The 22814-nt window shown below is 69.4% G+C and carries 25 protein-coding genes; 17 read left to right on the top strand and 8 right to left on the bottom strand.

Annotation, left to right across the window (positions count from 1 at the left end):
- Positions 1-88: 88 nt before the first annotated feature.
- A complete protein-coding gene (locus tag BWI15_RS17135) occupies positions 89-2779 on the bottom strand; it encodes an ATP-binding protein (protein ID WP_077015401.1) in 2691 nt (896 codons plus the stop codon).
- 102 nt (positions 2780-2881) lie between these two features.
- Between BWI15_RS17135 and BWI15_RS17130 the strand changes: the two genes are divergently transcribed.
- Both BWI15_RS17130 and BWI15_RS17125 read left to right on the top strand, forming a co-directional pair.
- Positions 2882-3955 carry a class I SAM-dependent methyltransferase gene (locus BWI15_RS17130; protein ID WP_077015400.1) on the top strand — a complete coding sequence of 358 codons (1074 nt, stop codon included), beginning with the start codon at positions 2882-2884 and terminating at the stop codon, positions 3953-3955.
- A gap of 13 nt (positions 3956-3968) precedes the next feature.
- Positions 3969-6014, top strand: a complete 2046-nt coding sequence (locus tag BWI15_RS17125) for an alpha/beta fold hydrolase (RefSeq protein WP_077015399.1) — start codon at positions 3969-3971, stop codon at positions 6012-6014.
- A gap of 771 nt (positions 6015-6785) precedes the next feature.
- Here the strand turns inward: BWI15_RS17125 and BWI15_RS17120 are convergent.
- Entirely contained in the window at positions 6786-6965 is a 180-nt protein-coding gene (locus BWI15_RS17120) for a DUF5302 domain-containing protein (RefSeq protein WP_077015398.1), read from the bottom strand.
- 152 nt (positions 6966-7117) lie between these two features.
- On the opposite strand from BWI15_RS17120, the gene BWI15_RS17115 reads away from it, so the two are divergent.
- The 4 genes from BWI15_RS17115 to BWI15_RS17100 are packed head-to-tail and all read left to right on the top strand — an operon-like array spanning position 7118 to position 9009.
- Positions 7118-7609: an SMI1/KNR4 family protein gene (locus tag BWI15_RS17115; RefSeq protein WP_077015397.1), complete on the top strand. Its 492-nt coding sequence runs from the start codon at positions 7118-7120 to the stop codon at positions 7607-7609.
- A gap of 47 nt (positions 7610-7656) precedes the next feature.
- Complete coding sequence (locus tag BWI15_RS17110; protein ID WP_202817674.1) at positions 7657-8337, top strand: DNA alkylation repair protein; 681 nt, start codon at positions 7657-7659, stop codon at positions 8335-8337.
- Positions 8338-8383: 46 nt separating this feature from the next.
- Complete coding sequence (locus BWI15_RS17105; protein ID WP_077015396.1) at positions 8384-8620, top strand: hypothetical protein; 237 nt, start codon at positions 8384-8386, stop codon at positions 8618-8620.
- Positions 8617-9009: a type II toxin-antitoxin system VapC family toxin gene (locus tag BWI15_RS17100; RefSeq protein ID WP_077015395.1), complete on the top strand. Its 393-nt coding sequence runs from the start codon at positions 8617-8619 to the stop codon at positions 9007-9009. The genes BWI15_RS17105 and BWI15_RS17100 overlap by 4 nt, the downstream gene beginning before the upstream one ends.
- Positions 9010-9151: 142 nt before the next feature.
- Here the strand turns inward: BWI15_RS17100 and BWI15_RS17095 are convergent, their stop codons facing one another.
- The 3 genes from BWI15_RS17095 to BWI15_RS17080 all read right to left on the bottom strand — a co-directional run bounded on the left by BWI15_RS17095 (position 9152) and on the right by BWI15_RS17080 (position 11761).
- The gene (locus tag BWI15_RS17095; RefSeq protein ID WP_077015394.1) at positions 9152-9499 is read right to left on the bottom strand and encodes a hypothetical protein; all 348 of its coding nucleotides are present in this window, start codon (positions 9497-9499) and stop codon (positions 9152-9154) included.
- Positions 9500-9991: 492 nt separating this feature from the next.
- Positions 9992-11068 carry a redox-regulated ATPase YchF gene (ychF, locus tag BWI15_RS17085; RefSeq protein ID WP_077016036.1) on the bottom strand — a complete coding sequence of 359 codons (1077 nt, stop codon included), beginning with the start codon at positions 11066-11068 and terminating at the stop codon, positions 9992-9994.
- A 162-nt stretch (positions 11069-11230) separates the two neighbouring features.
- Positions 11231-11761: a GNAT family N-acetyltransferase gene (locus tag BWI15_RS17080; protein ID WP_077015393.1), complete on the bottom strand. Its 531-nt coding sequence runs from the start codon at positions 11759-11761 to the stop codon at positions 11231-11233.
- 222 nt (positions 11762-11983) lie between these two features.
- Here BWI15_RS17080 and BWI15_RS17075 point away from each other — a divergent pair, with 222 nt between their 5' ends.
- The 7 genes from BWI15_RS17075 to BWI15_RS17045 all read left to right on the top strand — a co-directional run bounded on the left by BWI15_RS17075 (position 11984) and on the right by BWI15_RS17045 (position 18043).
- Positions 11984-12754, top strand: coding sequence for a polysaccharide deacetylase family protein (locus BWI15_RS17075; protein ID WP_077015392.1), 771 nt, complete (start codon positions 11984-11986; stop codon positions 12752-12754).
- A gap of 36 nt (positions 12755-12790) precedes the next feature.
- Positions 12791-14026, top strand: coding sequence for a DNA recombination protein RmuC (locus tag BWI15_RS17070; protein WP_077015391.1), 1236 nt, complete (start codon positions 12791-12793; stop codon positions 14024-14026).
- 326 nt (positions 14027-14352) lie between these two features.
- Positions 14353-15540, top strand: a complete 1188-nt coding sequence (locus BWI15_RS17065) for a glycoside hydrolase family 64 protein (protein WP_077015390.1) — start codon at positions 14353-14355, stop codon at positions 15538-15540.
- 227 nt (positions 15541-15767) lie between these two features.
- The gene (locus tag BWI15_RS17060; RefSeq protein ID WP_077015389.1) at positions 15768-16115 is read left to right on the top strand and encodes an ArsR/SmtB family transcription factor; all 348 of its coding nucleotides are present in this window, start codon (positions 15768-15770) and stop codon (positions 16113-16115) included.
- Complete coding sequence (locus BWI15_RS17055; RefSeq protein WP_077015388.1) at positions 16112-16558, top strand: SRPBCC domain-containing protein; 447 nt, start codon at positions 16112-16114, stop codon at positions 16556-16558. The genes BWI15_RS17060 and BWI15_RS17055 overlap by 4 nt, the downstream gene beginning before the upstream one ends.
- 89 nt (positions 16559-16647) lie before the next feature.
- A complete protein-coding gene (locus BWI15_RS17050) occupies positions 16648-17193 on the top strand; it encodes a SigE family RNA polymerase sigma factor (RefSeq protein ID WP_077015387.1) in 546 nt (181 codons plus the stop codon).
- The gene (locus tag BWI15_RS17045; protein ID WP_077015386.1) at positions 17183-18043 is read left to right on the top strand and encodes a hypothetical protein; all 861 of its coding nucleotides are present in this window, start codon (positions 17183-17185) and stop codon (positions 18041-18043) included. Before BWI15_RS17050 ends, BWI15_RS17045 begins: the two co-directional genes overlap by 11 nt.
- Positions 18044-18049: 6 nt before the next feature.
- On the opposite strand, the gene BWI15_RS17040 is transcribed toward BWI15_RS17045, so the two are convergent.
- Positions 18050-19069 carry a 4-hydroxy-3-methylbut-2-enyl diphosphate reductase gene (locus tag BWI15_RS17040; protein WP_077015385.1) on the bottom strand — a complete coding sequence of 340 codons (1020 nt, stop codon included), beginning with the start codon at positions 19067-19069 and terminating at the stop codon, positions 18050-18052.
- 214 nt (positions 19070-19283) lie between these two features.
- Positions 19284-19487 carry a hypothetical protein gene (locus BWI15_RS39825; RefSeq protein ID WP_202817673.1) on the bottom strand — a complete coding sequence of 68 codons (204 nt, stop codon included), beginning with the start codon at positions 19485-19487 and terminating at the stop codon, positions 19284-19286.
- 258 nt (positions 19488-19745) lie between these two features.
- On the opposite strand from BWI15_RS39825, the gene xseA reads away from it, so the two are divergent.
- Positions 19746-20981: an exodeoxyribonuclease VII large subunit gene (gene xseA, locus BWI15_RS17035; RefSeq protein WP_077015384.1), complete on the top strand. Its 1236-nt coding sequence runs from the start codon at positions 19746-19748 to the stop codon at positions 20979-20981.
- The gene (locus tag BWI15_RS17030) at positions 20978-21208 is read left to right on the top strand and encodes an exodeoxyribonuclease VII small subunit (RefSeq protein WP_077015383.1); all 231 of its coding nucleotides are present in this window, start codon (positions 20978-20980) and stop codon (positions 21206-21208) included. Before xseA ends, BWI15_RS17030 begins: the two co-directional genes overlap by 4 nt.
- Here BWI15_RS17030 and BWI15_RS17025 read toward each other — a convergent pair.
- Positions 21197-21838, bottom strand: coding sequence for a TetR/AcrR family transcriptional regulator (locus BWI15_RS17025; RefSeq protein WP_077015382.1), 642 nt, complete (start codon positions 21836-21838; stop codon positions 21197-21199). The two genes, BWI15_RS17030 and BWI15_RS17025, sit on opposite strands and share 12 nt — an antisense overlap.
- Positions 21839-21879: 41 nt before the next feature.
- Between BWI15_RS17025 and BWI15_RS17020 the strand changes: the two genes are divergently transcribed.
- Entirely contained in the window at positions 21880-22491 is a 612-nt protein-coding gene (locus tag BWI15_RS17020) for a flavodoxin family protein (RefSeq protein WP_077015381.1), read from the top strand.
- A complete protein-coding gene (locus tag BWI15_RS17015; protein ID WP_077015380.1) occupies positions 22491-22811 on the top strand; it encodes a DMT family transporter in 321 nt (106 codons plus the stop codon). Before BWI15_RS17020 ends, BWI15_RS17015 begins: the two co-directional genes overlap by 1 nt.
- The last annotated feature ends 3 nt before the right edge of the window (positions 22812-22814 follow it).

Genomic DNA, 22814 nt, shown 5'->3' with positions numbered 1-22814 from the left:
GGTCGACCGCTCCGGCGACTGGTCTTCGACTGGAAGGCCGCCAACCACTTGCCGGCGTGGCAGCCGACGGTCGATCGGCTGGAGCTGCTCACTCCGTGAGCTGGTCAGCGAGCTCGGCGCGGCTGTGGACGCCGAGCTTCGTGTAGACCTTGCGGAGGTGGTACTCGACCGTCTTCGGGCTGAGGAAAAGTTTGGCGGCGGCTTCGCGAGTGCTGTGACCGGCGGCCAGCAGCTGCGCGACTTGGCGTTCCTGCGGCGTGAGGTCGTCGGCGCTACTGGGTTCGCGGCGACGGGCGGTTTCGCCGGTGGCGTTCAGTTCCGCGGCAGCCTGGTCGGCCCAGGTGGGAGCGCCGAGATGGTCGAACACCTCCACGGCCTTGCGCAGCTGGACCCGCGCGTCGACGCGTCGCCGTACCCGCCGAAGCCAGGAGCCGTAGACCAGTTGCGTCCGGGCGGTTTCGAACAGGTCGGGCGTCCGCTCGTGCAACCGCAGCGCCTCGGTGAAGGCATCCTCGTCGGCGTCGACCAGCCCGCGCACCCGCGCCGCCCGCGCAAGCGACCAGGGCAGACCCTTGCTGGCCGCCTGGCCGGCGAAGATGTCGGCCGTGCTGACGGCGTCATCCGTCCGGCCGAGACGGAGGTAGACCTCGACGAGCTCCGGCGCGGGCGACAGATCCGGATCGAGCGTGCCGCCGCTCGTCAGCAACTCGACCAACCGCTCGTACGGCGCAACCGCCGCGGCCGGATCACCACACCCCAGCGCCAGATCGCCCAGCGCGAACGACGACCAGGCCAGCCCGAGCCGAATCTCCCGCTCGGTGCAGATCGTGATCGCCTCGGCGGCCTGGGCGTGGCAATCGGCGACCCGGCCCCGGCGCGCGGACAACCAGGCCTGGCCGGCGAGATTGATCGCCAGCTCGGTGGTCTGACCGGTCTCCCGGGACAACCGGATGCCCTCGTCGTACGACGTGGCCGCGTCGGCCCAGCGATCGGTGGTCGCCTGGTCGCGGGCCAGGTGGAACAGGACTGCCGGCAGCAACCCGAGCGCGACGCCGTCCCGGCTGTCGCGCAGGACCTGCTCGATCACCTCGCGGCCGGCGTCGCGTTCGCGCAGGAACAGCGGCGCCACCACCACCCACACCTGGTGGCGTCGTTCGAGCTTCAGAGCACCAGCGGCCCGGGACAACGCGACCGCCGTACGGATCTGGTCGCTGCCACCACGGCCCGCCAGCACGCGGGCGACCCCACTCGCGAGCAGGCCGAGCAAGCGGCTCTCCGGCACGTCGACGTCCGGCAGTATCGCGTCGAGATCCTCGGCGACCTGCACGGCCGTGGCAGTGTCGCCGACGTGGAAGCAGGCGTTCACAACGTCGCTCAGCAGCCTGATCCGGGTCGGCAGGTCATCGGCGCTCGCGGCTGCCGCCAGGAGGATGTCGCGCGCCTGACCGGGTGAGCCGCACCTGACGGCGATGTCCCCGCGCAGCTCCTGGGCGCGCAGGCCGACCGCGGGCGACAGGTCCCGGCGCAGCGCGTCCACGAGCAGTTCCTCTGCCCGGTCGGGCAAGCCGGCGAACCAGGCCGCCTCCCCCGCCGCGACCAATCGGCGACCTTGCTCGGACGTATCGTCGGTCAGCCGTGCCGCTCGCTCCAACGCCGTCGCCGCGACCGCGTGCGCACCCCGCTCGACCGCGTGCCCGGCGACAGCCTCCAGTCCTGCCGCGACATCGCCGTCCGACCCGAGCACGGCTTCGGACAGATGCCAGATCCGCCGGTCGTGGTCGGCCAGCACACCGGCGATCGCCTGGTGGACAGTACGGCGTACGGCCGGTGCCGCGTCGGCGTACACGGACGAGCGAACCAACGGATGCCGGAACTCCACCCGCCCGTCGACGATCCGGACGAGCCCGGCCTCCTCCGCCTCACCCAACGCGTTGACGTCCACGCCGAACTGCTCGCACACGCGGGCGACCACACCGAGCTCGCCGTCGTCGGAAGCCGCCACCAGCAAGGCGATGCGGGCCGACTCGCTCAAGCGGTGCGCCTGCGCGGCGAAGGCCTCGGCCAGCAGGCGCGGCACGGGAATCGGGGCGCCGGGCGGGACGCGCTGCAGCCTGTTCGGATCGCGGGTCAGTTCCAGCAGAGCCAGTGGGTTCCCGGCCACCATCCGATGCACCTGCGCCACATCCGTCGCACGCCGGCCGACCAGCTCGCGCGCGTCGTCGAGCCCGAGTCCGTCGAGCCGCAGCAGCGGCAGGTCCGCCTCGGCCAACGGATGCGACTCCCCGGCGCGCGCCGCCACCAGCAGCACGATCGGATCCGCCACCAACCGCCGGGCCGCGAACACCAACGCCTCCGCCGACGGCCGGTCGATCCACTGCGCGTCGTCGACCAGGACCGCCACGGGTGCTTGTTCGGCGTACCGGCACAACAGGCTGAGCGTCGCCGCGCCGACGGCGAACCGTCCGGCGGGATCAGTGGTGGTGGTGAGGGCCAATGCCGCGGCCAGCGCATCCCGTTGTGGTGAAGGGATCCGGTCCAGCTCACCCAGCGCCGGACGGAGCAACTGCAGCAAACCACCGAACGGAACCTCGTGTTCGGTCTCGGTTCCGCTCGCCCGAAGCAGGCGGAGGCCGGCGGACTCGGCCGCGGCCTGGTCCAGGAGGGCGGTCTTGCCGATCCCCGGCTCCCCGGTGATCAGCAGCACTCCACTGGTGCCCACCCGCGCCCCCGCGACCAACTGCCCGATCGCCCGCCGCTCGGCCTCCCGCCCGATCAGCATCTTCGGAGTCTAGAACCCCGGGACCAGGGGGCCCACCTGATGCGATGCCCGATCGCCCGCTCCTAGCGTCAGCGAGGACAGCAATCCCAGGGAGGGGAAACCATGACCACCATCGACCAGCCCGTCACCGTCGACGGCGACAAGCTCATGCAGTTCGTGTTCCAGGCCGTCGGCGAGGTCGGCGCGACACTCAACGCGGCGCTCGTCGTGATGGGCGACAAGCTCGGCTACTACCGCACGCTGGCCGGCGCCGGCGGGCTCACCCCGGCCGAGCTGGCCGACCGCACCGGCACCCACGAGCGCTACGTCCGCGAGTGGCTCAACGCCCAAGCAGCCGGCGGTTTCGTCACCTACGACCCGGCTACCGGGCGGTACACGCTGCCGCCCGAGCAGACCGTCGCGCTCACCGACGAGAACAGCCCGGCGTTCCTGCCCGGCTTCTTCCAGATCGCGCTCGGCACCGTCCAGGACACCGACCGGATGGTCGACGCGGCCCGCAGCGGCGCCGGCATCGGCTGGCACGAGCACGACGCGGACGTCCACCTCGGCTGCGAGCGCTTCTTCCGCCCCAGCTACCACGCGAACCTCGTCGACAGCTGGCTGCCCGCGCTCGACGGCGTCGTGGCCAAGCTGCAGCGTGGAGCGAAGGTCGCCGACATCGGCTGCGGCCACGGCGCCTCCACGATCCTGATGGCCCAGGCGTTCCCGCGGTCCACCTTCCGCGGCTCCGACTACCATCCCGAGTCGATCGCGACTGCCCGGCAGCGGGCCGCCGACGCGGGCGTCGAGGCCGAGTTCGAGGTGGCCGGCGCCACGTCGTACGGCGGTGAGAACTACGACCTGGTGACGACCTTCGACGCCCTGCACGACATGGGCGACCCGGTCGGCGCCGCCCGCCGGGTGCGCGAGTCGCTCGCCCCCGACGGCACCTGGATGGTGGTCGAGCCGATGGCCGGCGACCACGTCGAGGACAACCTGAACCCGGTCGGGCGCGCGTACTACGGCTTCTCCACGCTGCTGTGCACGCCGGCGTCGCTGTCGCAGGAGGTCGGGCTCGGGCTCGGCACCCAGGCCGGTCCGGCGCGGATCCGGGACGTGACGACCGCGGCCGGTTTCACCCGGTTCCGGGTCGCGGCGCAGACGCCGTTCAACCTGGTCTACGAAGTTCGCCCCTGAGACAGTGATCAGCATGGAGGGCACGGTCACCCGCAACGGCGTGACGATCCACTACCGCGTGGACGGCGAGGGCCCGACGCTGGTCCTGCTGCCGACCTGGTCGATCGTGCCCTCGCGGGTCTGGAAGGCCCAGATCCCCTATCTGGCCAGGCATTTCCGGGTGATCAGCTTCGACGGCCGCGGCTCGGGCACGTCGGACCGCCCGGCCGGCGCGGCGGCGTACACGGACGCGGAGTACGTCGCCGACACGATCGCGGTGCTGGACGCGACCAGTACGCCGTACTGCGTGCTGGTCGGGTTCTCCCGCGGCTGTCCGTGGGCGCTGGAGGTCGCGCTGCGGCAGCCGTCGCGGGTGCTGGGCGTGGTCTGTATCGGCTCGGCGACCAGGCTGACGCCGATGCTCGAGGAACGCACCCGGTGGACCTGGGACGAGCGGCATGCGACGAGCGAGGGATGGGCGAAGTACAACAGGTACTACTGGCTCGAGGGCGGGTACGACGACTTCCTGGCGTTCTTTTTCGGGCGGATGTTCCCGGAACCGCACTCCAGCAAGCAGGTCGAGGACGCGATCGGGTGGGGGCACGAGATCAGCCCGTCGCTGCTGGCCGACACCGAGGCCGCGCGCTCGCAGCACCTGGACCCGGCACGCTTCGCCGAGGTGTCGTGTCCGGTGCTGGTCGTGCACGGATCGGACGATCAGATCCGCCCGCCGGCGGAGGGGGCCCGGCTTGCTGAGCTGACAGGTGGATCGCTTGTCACGGTCGTGGGCGGCGGGCACGCGCCGCAGGCGCGCGATCCGGTGGTCGTCAATCACCTGCTGCGTCAGTTCGCCTCGCAGGTGATGCCGCAACCGGTACGTCGTACGTGGGTGCGGGCCGCTCGTCGGACTCGGCGGGTGCTCTATCTCTCGTCGCCGATCGGGCTCGGCCATGCTCGGCGAGATCTCGCGATCGCGCGGGAGTTGCGCTCGCTATATCCGGAGGTGGAGATCGAGTGGCTCGCGCAGCATCCTGTGACGCGCGTGCTGGCGGACGCGGGTGAGGCCGTGCACCCGGCGTCGGACTGGTTGCTCAGTGAGTCGGCGCATGTGGAACACGAGGCGGGCGAGCACGACTTGCACGCCTTTCAGGCGCTCCGGCGGATGGACGAGATCCTGGTCGCGAACTTCCTCACCTTCAGCGACGTGGTCGAGGACCGGCACTACGACCTGGTGATCGGCGACGAGGCGTGGGAGGTCGACTACTTCCTGCACGAGAACCCTGAGCTGAAACGCTTTGCTTACGCCTGGCTGACCGACTTCGTCGGCTGGTTGCCGATGCCGGACGGCGGGCCTGATGAGGCTGCACTGACGGCGGACTACAACGCGGAGATGCTGACGCAACGGTCGCGTTATCGGCGGTTGCGGGATTGCTCGTTGTTCGTGGGTGATCCCGAGGATGTGGTCGAGGAGTCTTTCGGGCCGGGGCTGCCGGGGATTCGCGAGTGGACTCGGCAGAACTATATGTTCACGGGGTACATCACGGGGTTCGCGCCGATCGGCTCGCGGTCGGCTGCGTCACCACCGCGCTGCCTGGTGACGGTCGGCGGTTCGGGCGTCGGCGTCAGCTTGTTGCACCGGGTCCTCGACGCCGTACCGGCGATCCGGCGCCTGATCCCAGGCATCGAGTTCGACGTCGTCACCGGCCCGCGCATCGACCCGTCGTCGCTACCGCACCCGCCCGGCGTACGGCTGCACGGCTACCTCCCCGACCTCCACCTCGAACTCGGCAAGGCCGACGTCGCGATCACCCAGGGCGGCCTGACCACCTGTATGGAACTGACCGCCCAGCGCGTCCCGTTCGTCTACATCCCACTCCAGCACCACTTCGAGCAGAACTTCCACGTCACCGCCCGCCTCGACCGCCACCGCGCCGGCCACCGCCTCGACTACTCCGAGGCAGCCGACCCCGACCGCCTCGCCGAAGCCGTCGCGAAGGCGCTCACCGATCCGGTCGACTACCTCCCGGTCCCGACCGACGGCGCTGTGAGGGCCGGCCATTTCCTCGCCGACCTACTGTGACTTCTCGGAAACTGAGCTTCTTTCAGAATGTGATCCAAGAGCCGTCAAAAGTGACAGTCAATCCCGATTGTCATAATTTCCAGGTCTCATCACAGCTCGACCACAACGGTTTACGACGTGAAAAAAGTCGGCGTCAATGGAAGAGCGCCCCGCCGACCCGCCCACGTCGGACCACCTCGGGCGCAGGTGGTTCCCCAGGAGAACTCGTGACTGCGTACTTCTGCTCCCCGTCCGGCGAGATCGAGGCCAACCTCGCCCACCCCCGGCCGCTGGTCCGCCGGGCTCCCTAACCGATCCGGGGTACGACGATGGGGGCATCAGTCGTCCCCTGGATCCGCGGAGCCGCGACCCCCTTGGACGGCGGGGTCGCGGCTCCCGCCTTGTCTTGGCGCTTCGCGCTCGAGGTTCTGGGCGGTCGGTGATCGGCTGCTCGTCCTCGGCGGTATCGGCCGTCGTCGCTCAGCGCTCGGCAGCCCGTCCTCGGCGGTCCCGGCGGCCGGCGGTCGGCGCCCCCCGGGCGCTCGATCTCCATGTTCGTAGGTCGACGCGTGGCCTTCTACTCATCGGCCGACGTGCACCACCGACCAACGTGTCGCGGCCGATGCAACCCACGCTCCGACGTGCTCGTGCCGGGGTGGTTTCAGCAGGTTGGTCGGTGGAGGAGGTCCGGCACACCGGCGCCCGGGACTCGATGCTCGGCAGTCCCAGCCCCCAAAAAACTCGAGCCCCGGGCGGCAACCCGGGGCTCAGATGGATGGATGGGCGGCGGAATCAGCTGCCGGACTTGCGCCGGAACTGGCGCTTCTGCTTGTCGTTGTGCGCCTCGCCGACACCCTCGTGCCGCGGGCCACTGCCCGGGTGCGACTCGTGGGTGGCGTTCTTCTTCGCGAGCGCCTCGCGGAACTTCTTCTGCAGATCGTCCTGCGCCGGCTTGCTGGGCTTGTCGCTCATACCGTCTCCTTAACAAACCGTCAGGCGTACGCCTCTAGCTAACCAAGTGTGACGGTCCCCGCGCCAACCAATATCAGCGGGGCCCAACACCCACCCCCCGGCAATCAATCCCCACCCCAATCGAGCGACCGCTTGACCGCTACCCTCGCCGCATGCCGAGGCTTCCGTCCCCGTTCACCGACGCTCCCGCCTTCGAGCCCCCACCCACCGATGCGTTGATCGCCTCGATCGAGGCCGAGCTCGGCCTCCGCCTTCCCCCGGCGTACATCGCCTTGTCCCGTCTGCACAACGGCGGCCACGTCGCCCGCAACGCCCACCCGGCCCCGACTCCCACCACCTGGGCCGAGGACCATGTCGGCATCACCTCGATCGCCGCCATCGGCCGGACGGCCCCGTTCAGCCTCTGCGGCCCGGCCGGCAACACCTTCTGGATCACCGTGTGGGGCTACCCGGACATCGGCCTGTACTTCGCCGACTGCCCCTCAGCCGGCCACGACCTGATCGCCCTCGACTACCGCCACGGCGACGAACCATCGGTTGTTCACGTCGACCAGGAGCGGGACTACCAGATCACCCCGCTCGCCGCTGACTTCCCCAGTTTCATCGCCGGCCTGATCGACGATGACACGTTTGACCTGGACTGACCGCGCAACTCGTAGGCTGACCGTCGTACCCGAGAAAGGAGGCTGCGGTGGCAGAGACGACGGTGGCCGAGCTGATGGCCGAACTCGCCGCGCTCGAAGACCCGAAAGCGCGTGCGGTGAACGAGCGCCACGGCGACGACCACGGCGTGAACCTCAGCAAGCTGCGCGCGATCGCCAAGCGCCTGAAGACCCAGCACGACCTCTCGCGCGACCTCTGGAAAACCGGCGACACCGCCGCGCGCCTCCTCGCACTCCTCGTCTGCCGCCCGAAGAACTTCAAGCTCGACGAACTCGACACCATGCTCCGCGAGGCGCGCGTCCCCAAAGTCCACGACTGGCTCGTGAACTACGTCGTCAAGAAGACCCCGTACGCCGAAGACCTCCGCGTGACCTGGCTCGCCGACCCCGACCCCGTCGTCGCCAGCGCCGGCTGGGCCCTCACCACCGAACGCGTCACCAAGAACCCCGACGGCCTCGACCTCCCCGGCCTCCTCGACGTCATCGAGGCGGAGATGAAGACCGCCCCCGACCGCCTGCAATGGGCGATGAACCACACCCTCGCCCAGATCGGCATCGACCACCCCGACCACCGAGCCCGAGCCCTCGCCATCGGCGAACGCCTCGAGGTCCTCAAGGACTACCCGACTCCCCCAGGCTGCACGTCGCCGTACGCGCCCGCGTGGATCACAGAAATCGTTCGCCGCCAGAGCAACACCGCCTCGACGTGACGGCTCAGGACTTGTTGCGTAAGACATAGCGTCTTACGCTGACTGTATGGCCGACACCATCACGATCCGCAGCGATTCGGAAACCGAGCACGCCTTGGAGGTGCTGACCCATGACGGCAGCTCCCGCTCAGCCGCGATTCGCCAAGCCGTGCTCGAAGCCGCGCTGCGCAAGGAGCGGGCAGCGGCGATGCGTCGCGCTGTCCTGCGGATGCCGCTCGACGAACCGGACGGCATCGACATCGCCGCTGAGATCGCCCGCGACCGCGAGGACGACCGCCGGTGATCTATCTCGACTCGGCCGCGATCGTGAAGCTCGTCCACGCGGAGTCGGAGACAGAGGCGTTACGTCACTGGCTCGACGAACGAGCGGAGACCGGGTGGACGAGTTCTGTCCTGGCGGAAATCGAGTCGTCGCGGGCACTGGCACGCCATGCCCCGGCGGCCGTCACGCGTCTTCACCTGGTCCTCGACCTGATCGAGTTGGTGGAATTGGACGCCGGGATTCGCATTCTGGCGCAGACGGTGAGGCCGGCGACGGTTCGGAGCCTGGACGCCATTCACTTGGCAACGGCTCTTCGCGTCCGCTCACAGCTCACGTCGTTCATCACGTACGACAAACGCCTGGCCGACGCCGCCCAGGCTGCCGGACTGACTGTCGACATGCCTGCCTGAGCGACCTCGCCACCACAGCATCCCAGAGGGCCAGGCGTCAGACATTGAAGCCGAGTTCGGCGACTGTCCGACCAGGTGATGGGTGCCGTCACCGCAACTCCGGCTCATCACGGCATCCAGATTCACCGATGCCGACGGGAAGCTAGTTGTCCCGGATCGCGACAGCTATGAAATCGCTGCACCAGAAGGCGAAGAAACCTGACCCCTCCGCGACGCGATAGTTGATGTTCTCCAACTGGTGCGCAGCGACCTCGGCGATGTCGACGACGTCCAACTGCGCGGGAACGGGGAATTCGGGCCAGGACACCTGGAGTTCGACCACCCCCACGTAGGTCATCTCCAGTCGTGACCGGCCATCCACGGACTCGGTGGTCATGCTCACGGTCTGCCCGGAGTCCGCGTTGCGGACCACGAAGCTCCGCAGGACCGGCATGTCGACCGACCGCAGGTCCGTCCAGCGCACGGAGTCGTTGGCAATCGCCTGGATCATTCGGCCAGCCTAGAGTCAGCCACCGGTTGTCAGGTGAACCGGCACGACTCCCAGTTGAGCGGAGCTCCACTACATCGCCGCCTACCGCTGAGTCAGGCGTTGAACCGGAACTCCACCATGGCGTTATCCATCCTCCCGGCCCGGGAGCGGTGCTCCATCCAGGAACGCCTCATAGACCTCACGAGCATCTTCGTCGACGTGCGGCGGCCCAGGCGCATACCGGAGGTCCGTGCGGTCGCGCTTCGGTCCTGACAACCAGAACCACTCGCCCGTCACGACGTCGTAGAAGCACCCGCGGAGGAGCCCGCCCGGCGGACCCGCACCCAGTTGGCGTCGAACCCCTGGAACCGCCTCAGCTCCGGACCGTGGACCCGCGCCGTCTTCACGTCTTGTTGAAGTCCAGCCAAGCGATCCAGGACGGTCCGCGGTCGATGTCGTAGCCCGATTTCAGCTGGACGAACATCAACCGCCGGGCCATGTGGTTCGACCCGCTCAGACGTTGAAGCGGAACTCGACCACGTCGCCGTCGGCCATGATGTAGTCCTTGCCTTCCATCCGGACCTTGCCGGCGGACTTGGCGGCGGCCATCGAGCCGGCCTCGACGAGGTCGTCGTAGGAGACGATCTCGGCCTTGATGAAGCCGCGCTGGAAGTCGGTGTGGATGACGCCGGCGGCCTCGGGGGCGGTGGCGCCCTTCTTGATCGTCCAGGCGCGGGACTCCTTGGGGCCCGCGGTCAGGTACGTCTGCAGGCCCAGGGTCTCGAAACCGACCCGGGCCAGCACGTCCAGACCCGGCTCCTCGACGCCCATCTCGGCGAGCATCTCGCGGGCCTCGTCCTCGTCGCCGAGTTCGACCAGTTCGGCCTCGAACTTGGCGTCCAGGAAGATCGCCTCGGCCGGCGCGACCAGGTCGCGCATCTGCTGCTTGAGCGACTCGTCGGCCAGTTCGTCGGCGTCGCAGTTGAAGACGAACAGGTACGGCTTGGCGGTCATCAGCATCAGCTCGCGGATCGCGTCGCGGTCCACGTCAGTGGCGATGATCGGCGTACCGGCCTCGAGGTGCTTCTGCGCCTCGCGGACCGCCTCCAGGACAGCGACGCTCTCCTTCTTCAGCCGGGACTCCTTCTCCAGCCGCGGGATCGCCTTCTCGACGGTCTGCAGGTCGGCCAGGATCAGCTCGGTCTGGATCGTGGAGATGTCGTCGGCCGGCGAGACCTTGCCGTCGACGTGGGTGACGTCGTCGTCGCGGAACACCCGGGTGACCTGGCAGATCGCGTCCGACTCGCGGATGTGGCTGAGGAACTTGTTGCCCAGCCCTTCACCCTCCGATGCGCCGCGCACGATGCCGGCGATGTCCACGAACTGCACGGTCGCCGGCAGCTGCTTGGCCGACCCGAAGATCTCGGCCAGCTTGCCCAGCCGCGCGTCCGGCACCCCCACCACGCCGACGTTGGGCTCGATCGTCGCGAACGGGTAGTTCGCGGCGAGCACGTTGTTCTTGGTCAGCGCGTTGAAGAGCGTGGACTTGCCCGCGTTGGGGAGCCCGACGATTCCGATGGTGAGTGCCACGGACGCCAAGGGTACGCGCCCGCCGCGCCGGACCCCAATCCACAGCCGGTACGCCGCCCGCCGGCCGAGCCCGTACGCCGTGCCGCGCCGTTCCGTACGCCGTACCCGCAGCCTCGCACGCCGCACCCCCGCCCCACCCGTACGCCGTACCCACGCCGTGGCTCAGATCACGAACGACTCCAGCTCCGCGTCGTACCACCGCTTCGTCAGCCCGAGCGGCCGCATCCCCAGCCGCCGGCAGACCGCGAGCGACGCCTGGTTGCCCGGCCGGACGACCGCGTAGATCTCCCCCACCCCCGTCTTGAACCCATGCGCGATCGCACCCCGCGCCGACTCCGTCGCCAGCCCACGCCCCCACGCGTCCGGATGAAAATGCCACCCGACCTCGACCTCACCCCGCGCCGGCCCGCCGTCCGACGGCTCCGGCAGCGGCACCAGCAGCACCGTCCCCGCGACCGTTCCCGTCGCCTTCTCCTCCACCGCCCACACGCCGTGCACGGGATCGGTGTTGCGCGCGTTCCACCGTTCGATCGTCCGGGTCGCCGCGTCCCGGTCCGTCATCGCGCGCGGGGTCGCGCCGAGCCACCGCGAGACCTCCCAGCGCCGGTAGATGTCGAAGACCCGGTCACCGTCGGAGTCGACCCAGTCACGGACCACCAGCCGCTCGGTCTCGAAGACCACCTTGACGTTCATCGCGTCTCCCCTCGCTTGTCCGTTGATCTACCCGGCCCACCGGCGAGGCGGCAAGCGATCCGGCCCAAGCGTGACCACACCGTTGTTGCTTGACGCGGAAGCGACCGAGACCTCCTTGCAACACGGCGCAGGCCAACCACCGCGGCGATCGACGCGTCTCCCTGGTGAAGCTCCTGAGGGGGAGCGACTGGGGACCATCCGCCTGATTCGTGAGGGAGCATCATGTCCCGAAAGCTTGCTGCCGTTTTCGGCACCGCCGCTGCCGCAGTACTGGTACTCGGCGGCCTGTTCGCCGTCGCACTGGGACATTCCGCTGCACCCAAACCGACCGCCGCCTCCAGCAGTACGACGGGCTCGGCGCCGCCGCTCGTCACGCCGACCACGACGCCGCCGAAGACTGCCGACCACACGCCCGGTACGCCGGTCGCCGACCCGACCGCAGCGCTTGTCGCCGGCAACAAGAAGGTGCTCTTCTTCAGCTTCGACGACGGCCCGGACCCGGTCTGGACGCCGAAAGTCCTGCAGGTGCTGAAGAAACACGGCGCCCACGCGACCTTCTTCCAGCTCGGCGGCAACCAGGCCGAGCACCCCGGACTGCGCGCGCAGATCCTTGCCGACGGCAACACCATCGGCAGTCACTCGATCACCCACCCGCAACTCACCGCGCTGTCCGCGGCCAAGCGGCACCACGAGATCTTCGACGGTCCGCGGTCCAAGTGCTTCCGGCCGCCGTACGGCGCGACGAACGCGAAGGTGCGCGCGGAGATCAAGGCCGCCGGGATGGCCCAGGTGCTCTGGGACGTCGATCCGCGGGACTGGGCCAAGCCGGGCGTCAACGCGATCGCGAACAACATCTTGACCCACGCGCACCGCCACAACATCGTCCTGCTGCACGACGGCGGCGGCGATCGCGCCCAGACCGTCGCGGCTCTGGACAAGGTCCTCCCGTTGCTCAAGGCCCAGGGCTACACCTTCCCCGCGATGGACTGCTGACAGAAATTGTCGGCGGCGTGTGTCACTGTCTGTGGCATGACCGGTACGACGTTGCTCTTGGTGCTGCTGTTCCTCGTCATCGGGTTGTTGCTCGGGGCAGGTTTCGGCGTGCTCTGGTCACGCGGCCGGGACGGCGCCGAGCTGGCGCGGATCACCGCCGAGCGCGACGCGGCCGAGGACCGGGTGGTCGAGCTGACCCAGGAGCGGCACTCGGTCGGTCAGCAGATGTCCGGCCAGGCCGTCGTCAAGGAGGCGCTGGACCGGTTGCACGCCGAGCTGAGCCAGCTGGAGAAGGGCCGCGCGGCCTGGCAGTCCCAGTTGCACCAGCAGGTCAACGAAGTCCGCATGAGCGGTGAGGCGCTGCGGCGGGAGACCGCGTCGCTGTCCACCGCGCTACGCAAGCCGCAGGTCCGCGGCCGGTGGGGCGAGCTGCATCTGCGGCGTACCGTCGAGCTGGCCGGCATGGTGGCGCACTGCGACTTCACCGAGCAGACCTCGACGGTCACCGACGACGGACTGCTCCGGCCCGACCTCGTGGTGAGACTTGCCGAGGGCAAGAATCTGGTCGTCGATTCGAAGGTGCCGCTGGCCGCGTTCCTGGAGGCGGCCGAGAGCGACGACGCGGACTTCCGTGAGGAGCGGCTGCGGGCCCACGCCCGCCATCTGCGCACCCATGTCGACCAGCTCTCCGCCAAGGCGTACTGGTCGCGCCTGCCGTCCACGCCGGAGTTCGTCATCCTGTTCGTGCCCGGCGAGTCCTTCCTGTCCGCCGCGCTCGACGTCGAGCCCAGCCTGCTCGAGTACGCCGCCGAACGCCGGGTGATCCTGGCGACGCCGACGACCCTGATCGCGACCCTGCGCGCCGCGGCGTACGCGTGGAACCAGTCGGCCCTGACCGAGTCGGCCCAGCAGGTCTTCGAGCTCGGCCGCGAGCTGTACGAGCGGCTCAGCACGATGGGCGACCATCTCGGCCGGGTCGGCCGGTCGCTCACCTCGGCGGTCGACGCGTACAACCGGACCGTCGGCTCGTTCGAGAGCCGGGTCTTCATCACCGCCCGCAAGCTCCGCGACCTGCACGTCACCGAGGCCGAGCTGGAAGCGATGGAAACCATCGAAGCCTCCGTGCGTCCGTTGGCGGCGCCCGAACTGCTCGCGCTCGACGAGACCACCCCCGACGACCCGACCCGCCGCTGGGTCCCCACCCAACCCGTCGACCGCACCCGCCGGGACGCGCCGCCGCCGCTGCCGGGTATGGACTCCCAGACCGGCTGATTCCGTGGTGCGCGCAATCCGCTGACAGGTCCAGCAAGCTGTGCCGGCGGAGGCCAGATCCCCCGCACGCACAGTGACGACCGATCAGCGGTCAGTGCCGACTTAACGAAAACTGTCTGCGGTTCGGCATTGACATCGATGCACCGCTGTCCAACGATGAGAGCGCTCTCACCCGTTCGGTGGTCCACCGTCCCTCACCGCACGGGCCTGCGAGCACCGGTGTTTCTGCGCGTGGTCCGGCGCGGCTGTGCCCTGGTAACGCAGCCGTCCATCGACCGGCCGGTGCTCCACCTTCTCTCGCACTGGGACAGACCTGAGGAGGAGTTGTGCGCATCAAACCGAAACTGCTCGCGGTGCTCGCCGCCGCGGCCACCATCGCGGCCGGACTCACCGCCACCGTCTCGGCGCCCGCCGAAGCGGTCCCGGCGACCATTCCGCTGAAGATCACCAACAACTCGGGTCGCGGCGACGCGATCTACATCTACAACCTCGGCACGAACCTCGCGACCGGCCAGCAGGGCTGGGCCGACGCGAACGGCACGTTCCACGCCTGGCCGGCCGGCGGCAACCCGCCGACCCCCGCGCCGGACGCCTCGATCGCCGGACCTGCCAACGGGCAATCGATCACGATCCAGATGCCGAAGTTCTCCGGCCGGGTCTACTTCTCCTACGGCCAGAAACTGGTCTTCAAGCTGACCACCGGCGGCCTGGTACAGCCCGCGGTCCAGAACCCGAGCGACCCCAACGCCAACATCCTGTTCAACTGGACCGAGTACACGCTGAACGACTCCGGCCTGTGGATCAACAGCACGCAGGTCGACATGTTCTCCGCGCCGTACGCCGTCAGCGTGCAGTCCGCGGCCGGCACGAAAACGACCGGGCACCTGAAGCCCGGCGGGTACAACGCCTTTTTCAACGCGCTGCGCAACCAGGGCGGCGGCTGGTCGAACCTGATCAAGACGGCTCCCGACGGCTCGGTACTGCGGGCGCTCGCTCCGTCGTACGGCGTCGAGACCGGTGCGCTGCCGGGCTCGGTGATGGACGACTACGTCAACCGGGTCTGGTCGAAGTACAGCACCGAGACGCTCACCGTGACGCCGTTCACCGACCAGCCGAACATCAAGTACTTCGGCCGGGTCTCGGGCAACACGATGAACTTCACCAACACCTCCGGCCAGGTGGTGACGTCGTTCCAGAAGCCGAACTCGGCCAGCATCTTCGGCTGCGCCGGTCTGCTCGACGCGCCGAACGACCTGGTCCGCGGACCGATCTCGCGCACGCTGTGCGCCGGATTCAACCGGTCCACGCTGCTGATCAACCCCAACCAGCCGGACGCGAACAACGCGAACTTCTACCGCGACAACGTCACCAACCACTACTCGCGCCTGGTGCACGAGCAGATGGCCGACGGCAAGGCGTACGGGTTCGCGTTCGACGACGTCGGCGCGCACGAGTCGCTGGTGCACGACGGCAACCCGCAGCAGGCCGGCATCACGCTCGATCCGTTCAACTGATCCACCCTCGATCCCCCGGGTCCCACCGCAGCTGCCGCGGCGGGACCCGGGGTCCTTTCGTGAGAGGACGCGGAGGCGACGGCGGACACCCACTACTCATCAACCCCGAACTTCCCCACACCCGCGAGCGTGAATACGCCTCGCGTCACCCCCAGCGAGGTCCTTGGTGAGTGGTGGACGTTCGCATCCTCTTGACTCCACCATTGGTTAGTGGCAACTTACCGTTCGTGGGGACTTACGGAACACTCGAGGCAGCCGCTCCAGTGCTGGACGCGCTCGGCGACCCGACCCGGCGGGCGATCCTGGAAACGCTCCGGCGGTCCGGGCCGAGTTCGGTGACCAAGTTGGCCGGGCAGGTTCCGGTCAGCCGCCCGGCGATCTCCCAGCACCTCAAGGTGCTCGGCCGGGCCGGACTCGTCGAGCACGAGCCGCGCGGCACCAGCAACATCTACCGGGTCGACCCGGCCGGGCTGGACGCCGTACGGCAGTGGATCGACCAGTTCTGGACCGAGGCCCTCGACGCGTTCGCCGACCACGTACGGCGTACCGAGGCAGACGACAGGGGACGGTCATGAGCATCGAGCAAGGACTCGCGCCGCTGGAGAAGACGGTGGTCGTGCCGACGACACCGGACCGGGCGTTCACGCTGTTCACGGCGGAGCTCGGCCGGTGGTGGCCGCTCGCCACCCACTCGGTGGCCCGCGAGCAGGCGACCGACGTACGGCTCGACGGCGCGGTTGGCGGCCAGATCATCGAGTACGACGCCGACGGGCCGGTCGGCTCCTGGGGCACGGTGTCCGACTGGGACCCGCCACACACGGTCAGCTTCAGCTGGCACCCCGGCACCGACCCGGCGCAGGCCGGTCACGTCACGGTCCGGTTCACCGCGCTCGGCGACGGGACCGAGGTCGAACTCACCCACACCGGCTGGGAACGCCGCCCGGACGGCGCCGCGGCGCGCGAGAACTACGACACCGGCTGGGTCGTCGTTCTGCGTCAGTTCGAGCAATTCCTGTGATCACTCAACCTTTCGCACCCGCCCGGCCATCACACTGCTGAAAGGTCGGCCACCGCCGGCGCCGACGGCTGGGGGCAGGGGACAACGGGATGGATCCAGGGCTTGACGAGGAGTTCGCCGAGTTCGTGAACGGGCGGTTCACCGCGCTCCAGCGGTTCGGCTACCTGCTCACCGGCGAGTGGCACCTGGCCGAGGACCTGGTCCAGACCTCGCTGACCAAGGTGTGGTTCCACCGCAAGTCGCTGCGCAGCGGCAACGCCCTGGAGAGCTACACCCGCACGGTGATGGTGAACACCAGCACGCAGTGGTGGCGGCGCAAATGGAAGGGTGAGACCCCGACCGAGACACTGCCCGAACCGACCGCCCCGTCGGAGTTCGGCACCATCGACGAACGCGACCGGCTGCTCCGCGCGCTGGCCACCCTGCCCCGCCGGACCCGGGCGGCGCTGGCCCTGCGGTTCTTCGAGGATCTGCCCGACGCCGAGGTCGCGAAGATCATGGGCTGCTCGGTCGGCACGGTGAAGAGCACCGTGTCGCGCGGGCTGGCCAAGCTCCGCGAACACCAACTGCTTTCCGAGTCCGATCCCCTGACACCCGCCCCCCGCCCGACTGGAGGGCTGACCTATGACCGATGAACTGAAGGCCAAGTTCCAGGCCCTCGTCCAGGACGCCCCCGAACCCGACGGCCTGCCCAGCGACGCCGTCTTCGCCCGGATCAAGACCGTACGCCGCCGCCGGACGACCGGCCTGGTCGCCGGTCTGGCCACCACCGCCGTCGCCACGATCGCGCTGGCCGCCGGCAACCTGACCGGCATCGACTCCGCACCGCCGGTCACGCACACCCCGAACGGCCCGACCCCGGTCATCACCGGACCACCGACGGCAACGCCGACCCACACGCCGACGAAGACGTCGATCGGAGCGTCGGCGAGCACACTGGCGCCGGGCGGGCAGGAGTCCGACACCCCACCGACGAGCACCACCACGTCGTCGTCCCCGCCGCCGAACACGGACAAACCGACGTCACCGGTCACCACGGGCATCGCCGCGCCGCCTGGTCCGTACCGGCTGGCGTTCCGCTTCGAGACCTTGACGGAGCCCGACCCGGATCCCGCGAACAGCTTGAACGTCTCGCTCATCCTCGTCGCGTCGGGCAGTGTGCTGGCGCCGACGTTCGAAGAAGGTGGCGTGCTCAGCAGCAGCAAGTTCCAGGACAACCTGCTGTACTCCGAGTTCTGGTGGGGTGACGGCACCCATGTGGAGGACGACTGGTTCGGCGGAGTGTTCTGCCCGCAACCGGACCAACCCGCCACCATGAAGAAGGTCAGCGGCGGCGGTAACCGGCCGTTGGGCCACCGGTACGCCAAGGCGGGGACCTACAAGCTCACCTACAGCGCCACCTACTGCACGCCGACGGGCCCGAAGAAGCTGACCCGCTCGACGGACATCACCGTCACCGCACCGCCGGCCTCACCGAAGCCGTAGTGCCGCTCAGGCGTGGTCGGACGTGCCCGTGGTCGCCATGCCGGCGGCCTTGAGGTCGGTCCGCAGCTCGCGGGGGAGGGCGAAAACCAGGCTCTCCTCCGCGGTGCTGATCTCCTGTACTTCGCCGTAGCCACGGGCGGCCAGCCAGTCGATCACGTCGCGGACCAGGATCTCCGGGACGCTCGCGCCGCTGGTCACGCCGACCGAGTCGACGCCCTCCAGCCAGGCCTCGTCGATCTCGTCGGCGTAGTCGACCAGGTAGCCGGCCTTGGCGCCGTGCTCGACGGCGACCTCGACCAGGCGGACCGAGTTCGACGAGTTGCGGGAGCCGACGACGATCATCAGGTCGGCCTCGGGCGCCAGCTTCTTCACCGCGGCCTGGCGGTTCTGGGTGGCGTAGCAGATGTCGTCGCTCGGCGGGTCCTGCAGGTTCGGGAACCGCTCGCGCAGCCGGCGTACGGTCTCCATCGTCTCGTCCACCGACAGCGTGGTCTGCGACAGCCAGACGACCTTGTCGGGGTCACGGACCTCGACGTTCGGTACGTCGCTCGGCCCGTCGACCAGGTGGATGTGATCCGGCGCCTCGCCGCTGGTGCCGATGACCTCTTCGTGACCCTCGTGGCCGATCAGCAGGATGTCGTAGTCGGTGGCGGCGAACCGCTTCGCCTCGTGGTGCACCTTCGTCACCAGCGGGCAGGTCGCGTCGATCGTCTTGAGCTGCCGCGCGGCCGCCTCCTGGTGCACGACCGGGGCGACGCCGTGCGCGGAGAAGATCACCGTCTCGCCCTCGGGCACCTCGTCGGTCTCGTCGACGAAGATCGCGCCGCGCGCCTGCAGCGTCTGGACGACGTGCTTGTTGTGCACGATCTCCTTGCGCACGTAGACCGGCGGGCCGTACAGGTCGAGGGCCTTCTCCACCGCGACCACCGCCCGGTCCACGCCGGCGCAGTACCCCCGCGGCGCGGCGAGCAGCACCCGCTTGGTCTTCACGGCGGTCGAACCACTGATCTCAGGCTGGGCAGTCACGCCCCCATCGTACGGGGCCGACCGGAGCGACCCGGACGCCCGTGGCGCAGCTCACGCTCGCGGGCGAAGAAGTCGAGGAGCCGCCCGCCCTGTCCGGGCGGCTCCCCTAGGAGGTGATTCAACTGCCTCCAGGATGCGAGCCGGAAAACCGTTTGCGCAAAGGTTTTTCAGGCCTTCCGGTAGGTCAGCACGTCCTGCCCGAGCAGCCGATCAGCTACTCGTCGGCGCGCTCCTCCAGCCAGGCACGGAGGACGCCGAAGTCCTCGGCGGTCAATCCCCGGCTCGCATCCACCCGACGAACGAAATGCGCCGCCAGTCCAAGAGATTTCAGATAGGCCCGGTCGAAGCGGTTCACTTCGTCGTCGACCCAGGCGAAGCGTCGCCCCCCACCCAGTCGGCGACGTACCGGCTCTTCCACGAGCTCGCTCGGCGCCTCGGCGTCGAGCGGGCGCCTGCCGGCCAGACGATCACCGGGAGGTCGGTCGGCAGGCCGAGCCGGGGCGCGATCAGTAGCCGGGCGGGATCGTCTTCGCGCGGTGCGGATTGAGCGGACCGTCGACGTCGAGCAGCAGGTACGGGCGATCCGGCACCTGCCCACGGTATGACGTACCGGCGGGCGTCCGCGAGGGGAGCGGGGGTGCGTGGGATTGTCGGCGCGGGGCCGTAGGGTCTGGGGGTGGCATTGGAGACCTCGCCGGACGCGCCGGCCGCTGTCCGGACGATCGCGAACGGGATCGCCGGCTGGATCAACCAGCTCGGTGCGGTCTGGGTCGAGGGGCAGCTGACCGACGTGTCCGCCGGGCGCGGCATGTCGACGGTTTTCGGCACACTGCGCGACACCGACGCCGACATCTCGCTGCGGTTCACCTGCAACCGCCGGATCTTCGACGCGGTCGATCCGCCGGTCACCGACGGCTCCCGGGTCGTCGTGAACGCCAAGCCGAACTTCTTTCCCAAGCGCGGCACGCTCGCGCTGGCGGTCAGCGAGATCCGGCACGTCGGCATCGGTGAGCTGCTGGCGCGGATCGAGCGGCTCAAGCAGCTGCTCGGCGCCGAAGGGCTGTTCGCCGCGCACCGCAAGAAGCGGTTGCCGTTCCTGCCGCACACCATCGGCCTGATCTGCGGTCGCGACTCGGCCGCCGAGCGCGACGTCCTCGAGAACGCCAAGCGCCGCTGGCCGGCTGTCGCGTTCCGCGTCGAGTACGCGTCGGTCCAGGGCCCGTCCGCGGCCGGCGACGTGATGACCGCGCTGCGCAAGCTGGACGGCGACGAGTCCGTCGAGGTGATCGTGATCGCTCGCGGCGGCGGTTCGCTGGAAGACCTGCTGCCGTTCTCCGACGAGGGTTTGATCCGCGCGGTCTCCCAGGCCCGTACGCCGGTGGTCAGCGCGATCGGCCACGAACCGGACACCCCGCTGCTCGACCTGGTCGCCGACCTGCGCGCGTCGACCCCGACCGACGCGGCCAAGCGCATCGTTCCCGACGTACGGGAGGAGCTGGACGGCGTACGCCTGCTGCGCGACCGCGGACTGCGCGCGATCACCAGCTGGCTGGACCGCGAGGCGCACGCGCTCGCCGCGATCCGCAGCCGGCCCGCGCTGGCCTCCCCCGCGACCGACCTGCAACGGCGCTCGGAGGAGATCGCCGCGCTGGTCGAGCGCAACCGCCGCACCCTGCTCCACCGTCTCGACCGAGCCGGCGACGATTTGGCGCACCGGCTGGCCAGCGTCCGCGCCCTGTCCCCCAAGGCGACGCTCGAGCGCGGCTACTCCGTGCTCCAGCTCCCCGACGGCACCGCCGTCCGCCAACTCGACCAGGTCTCACCGGGCGACACGCTGCACGCCCGGGTGACCGACGGCCGATTCGACGTCGAAGTGACTTCCCGTGACACCGGCAAGGAGACCAGCAAGTGAGTGACCCCCGACCGGACATCTCCTACGAGCAGGCCCGTGAGGAACTGGTCGAAGTGGTCCGCAAGCTCGAAGCCGGCGGCACCACCCTCGAGGAGTCCCTGGCCCTGTGGGAACGCGGCGAAGAACTGGCCGCCACCTGCCAGCAGTGGCTGGACGGCGCCCGTGCGCGTCTGGCCGAAGCCCAGGCCGCCCACACCACCGGCGACCAGAAGAAGTCAGCCGGCTGACTCGCCAGGCCCGAGCAGCGCCGTCAGCACCGACGCCGCCCCCTCGCGCATCCGCGACAGCTCGAAGCCCCCGGTCCGCAACGCGTGGTGCAGGTCCGCCGCCAGCGGCGCCAGTACGACGTGTGCGACGTACTCCGCGTCGAGCTCCGGTCTCGCTTCCCGCACGAGCAACGCCACGTGCTGGTGCCATAACCAGTACGAACCGATCCGGTAGCGCGCGCCGTCCGACGCGTTCTCGCTGTCCATGAACAGCTCGACGTGCCGATCCAGTAACTCCAGATAGGCGTCGACGAACGCGACCACCCGCTCGACCGGCGAAGCCCCGGGTCCTAGCGGCGGAGGTCCGGACAGGAGCCGCCCCTGCAGCTCCCGCTCGCGCTCGTCCAGCAGTGCGACCGCCAGCCCGGCCCGGTCCCCGAAGCGCCGGAACACCGTGCCCTTCCCGACGCCGGCCTCGGCCGCGATCGCGTCCAGCGACACGTTCTTCACGCCGTGTTCGGCGAACAGCCGGTCGGCCGCCTCCAGCACCTTCAGCCGGTTCCGCCGCGCGTCGGCCCGTTCCGGGCGTGGTTCACCCAGGACGGGAAGATCCCGTTGTGAAGCGGACTGCAGTCCGGTACTGTCGTTCATAAGACGGACTGTAGTCCGATTACCGCTTGGAGGTAGCACCCATGCCCGCTGTTCCACCGATTCGCCCTGCGCAGATCGCCATCGCGTACCACTCCGGCTACGGCCACACCGCCCGTCAGGCCGAAGCCGTCGCGACCGGCGCCTCCGCCGTACCGGGCGCGGTCGCCGATCTCGTGCCGCTCGACGAGCTGACCGACGACGTCTGGCGACGGCTCGCGGCCGCCGACGCGATCGTTTTCGGCGCGCCCACCTACATGGGCAGCCCGAGCGCGGTCTTCAAGGCGTTCGCCGAGGCCAGTGCCGCCGTCTGGGCCGACAACCTCGGCTGGCGCGACAAGATCGCCGCCGGGTTCACCAACTCCAAGGCGATGTCCGGCGACAAGCTCAACAGCCTGGTCGACTTCGCCGTGCTCGCGGCCCAGCACGGCATGATCTGGGTCGGCCTGGACCTTTATCCCGGCTGGGCCGAGTCGACCGCCAGCATCGAAGACCTCAACCGGCTCGGCAGCTGGCTGGGCGCGATGGCTCAGTCCGACGCCGACCTGTCCGCGGAGAAGGCTCCGCCGGAAACCGATCTGCGCACCGCCGCCGCGCTGGGCAGCCGGGTCGCCACCGTCACCCTGCGCCACCTGCGCGGCTCCCTGGCCGCGTGATGGCATGGATCGTCCTGCTGACCGCCGCCGCCTTCGAGATCGCGTTCGCCCTCAGCCTCAAACCCAGTGAGGGTTTCAGCCGCCTGTGGCCGACGCTCGCCGTCCTGGTCTTCGGCATCACGTCGGTCGTGCTGCTCGCCAAAACCCTCGACCGCCTCCCGGTCGGTACGGCGTACGCGGTGTGGACCGGCATCGGCTCGGTCGGCGTGGTGACGCTCGGCATCATCGTCTGGCACGAGCCGGTCACGCCGACACGCCTGGCGTGTATCGCGCTCATCCTGACCGGCGTCATCGGCCTTCACCTGTCCAGCTCGCACTGACCG

Source organism: Kribbella sp. ALI-6-A, assembly GCF_001984195.1.
Taxonomy (GTDB): Bacteria; Actinomycetota; Actinomycetes; order Propionibacteriales; family Kribbellaceae; genus Kribbella.
The sequence above is the reverse complement of the archived record's forward strand: the minus strand, read 5'-3'. Positions and strand labels throughout refer to the sequence as shown.

Coding starts and splice junctions, on each gene's coding strand:
- BWI15_RS17135 (WP_077015401.1), bottom strand. CDS start 2,779: ATGCTGATCGGGCGGGAGGCCGAGCGGCGGGCGATCGGGCAGTTGGTC.
- BWI15_RS17130 (WP_077015400.1), top strand. CDS start 2,882: ATGACCACCATCGACCAGCCCGTCACCGTCGACGGCGACAAGCTCATG.
- BWI15_RS17125 (WP_077015399.1), top strand. CDS start 3,969: ATGGAGGGCACGGTCACCCGCAACGGCGTGACGATCCACTACCGCGTG.
- BWI15_RS17120 (WP_077015398.1), bottom strand. CDS start 6,965: ATGAGCGACAAGCCCAGCAAGCCGGCGCAGGACGATCTGCAGAAGAAG.
- BWI15_RS17115 (WP_077015397.1), top strand. CDS start 7,118: ATGCCGAGGCTTCCGTCCCCGTTCACCGACGCTCCCGCCTTCGAGCCC.
- BWI15_RS17105 (WP_077015396.1), top strand. CDS start 8,384: ATGGCCGACACCATCACGATCCGCAGCGATTCGGAAACCGAGCACGCC.
- BWI15_RS17095 (WP_077015394.1), bottom strand. CDS start 9,499: ATGATCCAGGCGATTGCCAACGACTCCGTGCGCTGGACGGACCTGCGG.
- BWI15_RS17080 (WP_077015393.1), bottom strand. CDS start 11,761: ATGAACGTCAAGGTGGTCTTCGAGACCGAGCGGCTGGTGGTCCGTGAC.
- BWI15_RS17075 (WP_077015392.1), top strand. CDS start 11,984: ATGTCCCGAAAGCTTGCTGCCGTTTTCGGCACCGCCGCTGCCGCAGTA.
- BWI15_RS17070 (WP_077015391.1), top strand. CDS start 12,791: ATGACCGGTACGACGTTGCTCTTGGTGCTGCTGTTCCTCGTCATCGGG.
- BWI15_RS17055 (WP_077015388.1), top strand. CDS start 16,112: ATGAGCATCGAGCAAGGACTCGCGCCGCTGGAGAAGACGGTGGTCGTG.
- BWI15_RS17050 (WP_077015387.1), top strand. CDS start 16,648: ATGGATCCAGGGCTTGACGAGGAGTTCGCCGAGTTCGTGAACGGGCGG.
- BWI15_RS17045 (WP_077015386.1), top strand. CDS start 17,183: ATGACCGATGAACTGAAGGCCAAGTTCCAGGCCCTCGTCCAGGACGCC.
- BWI15_RS17025 (WP_077015382.1), bottom strand. CDS start 21,838: ATGAACGACAGTACCGGACTGCAGTCCGCTTCACAACGGGATCTTCCC.
- BWI15_RS17020 (WP_077015381.1), top strand. CDS start 21,880: ATGCCCGCTGTTCCACCGATTCGCCCTGCGCAGATCGCCATCGCGTAC.
- BWI15_RS17015 (WP_077015380.1), top strand. CDS start 22,491: ATGGCATGGATCGTCCTGCTGACCGCCGCCGCCTTCGAGATCGCGTTC.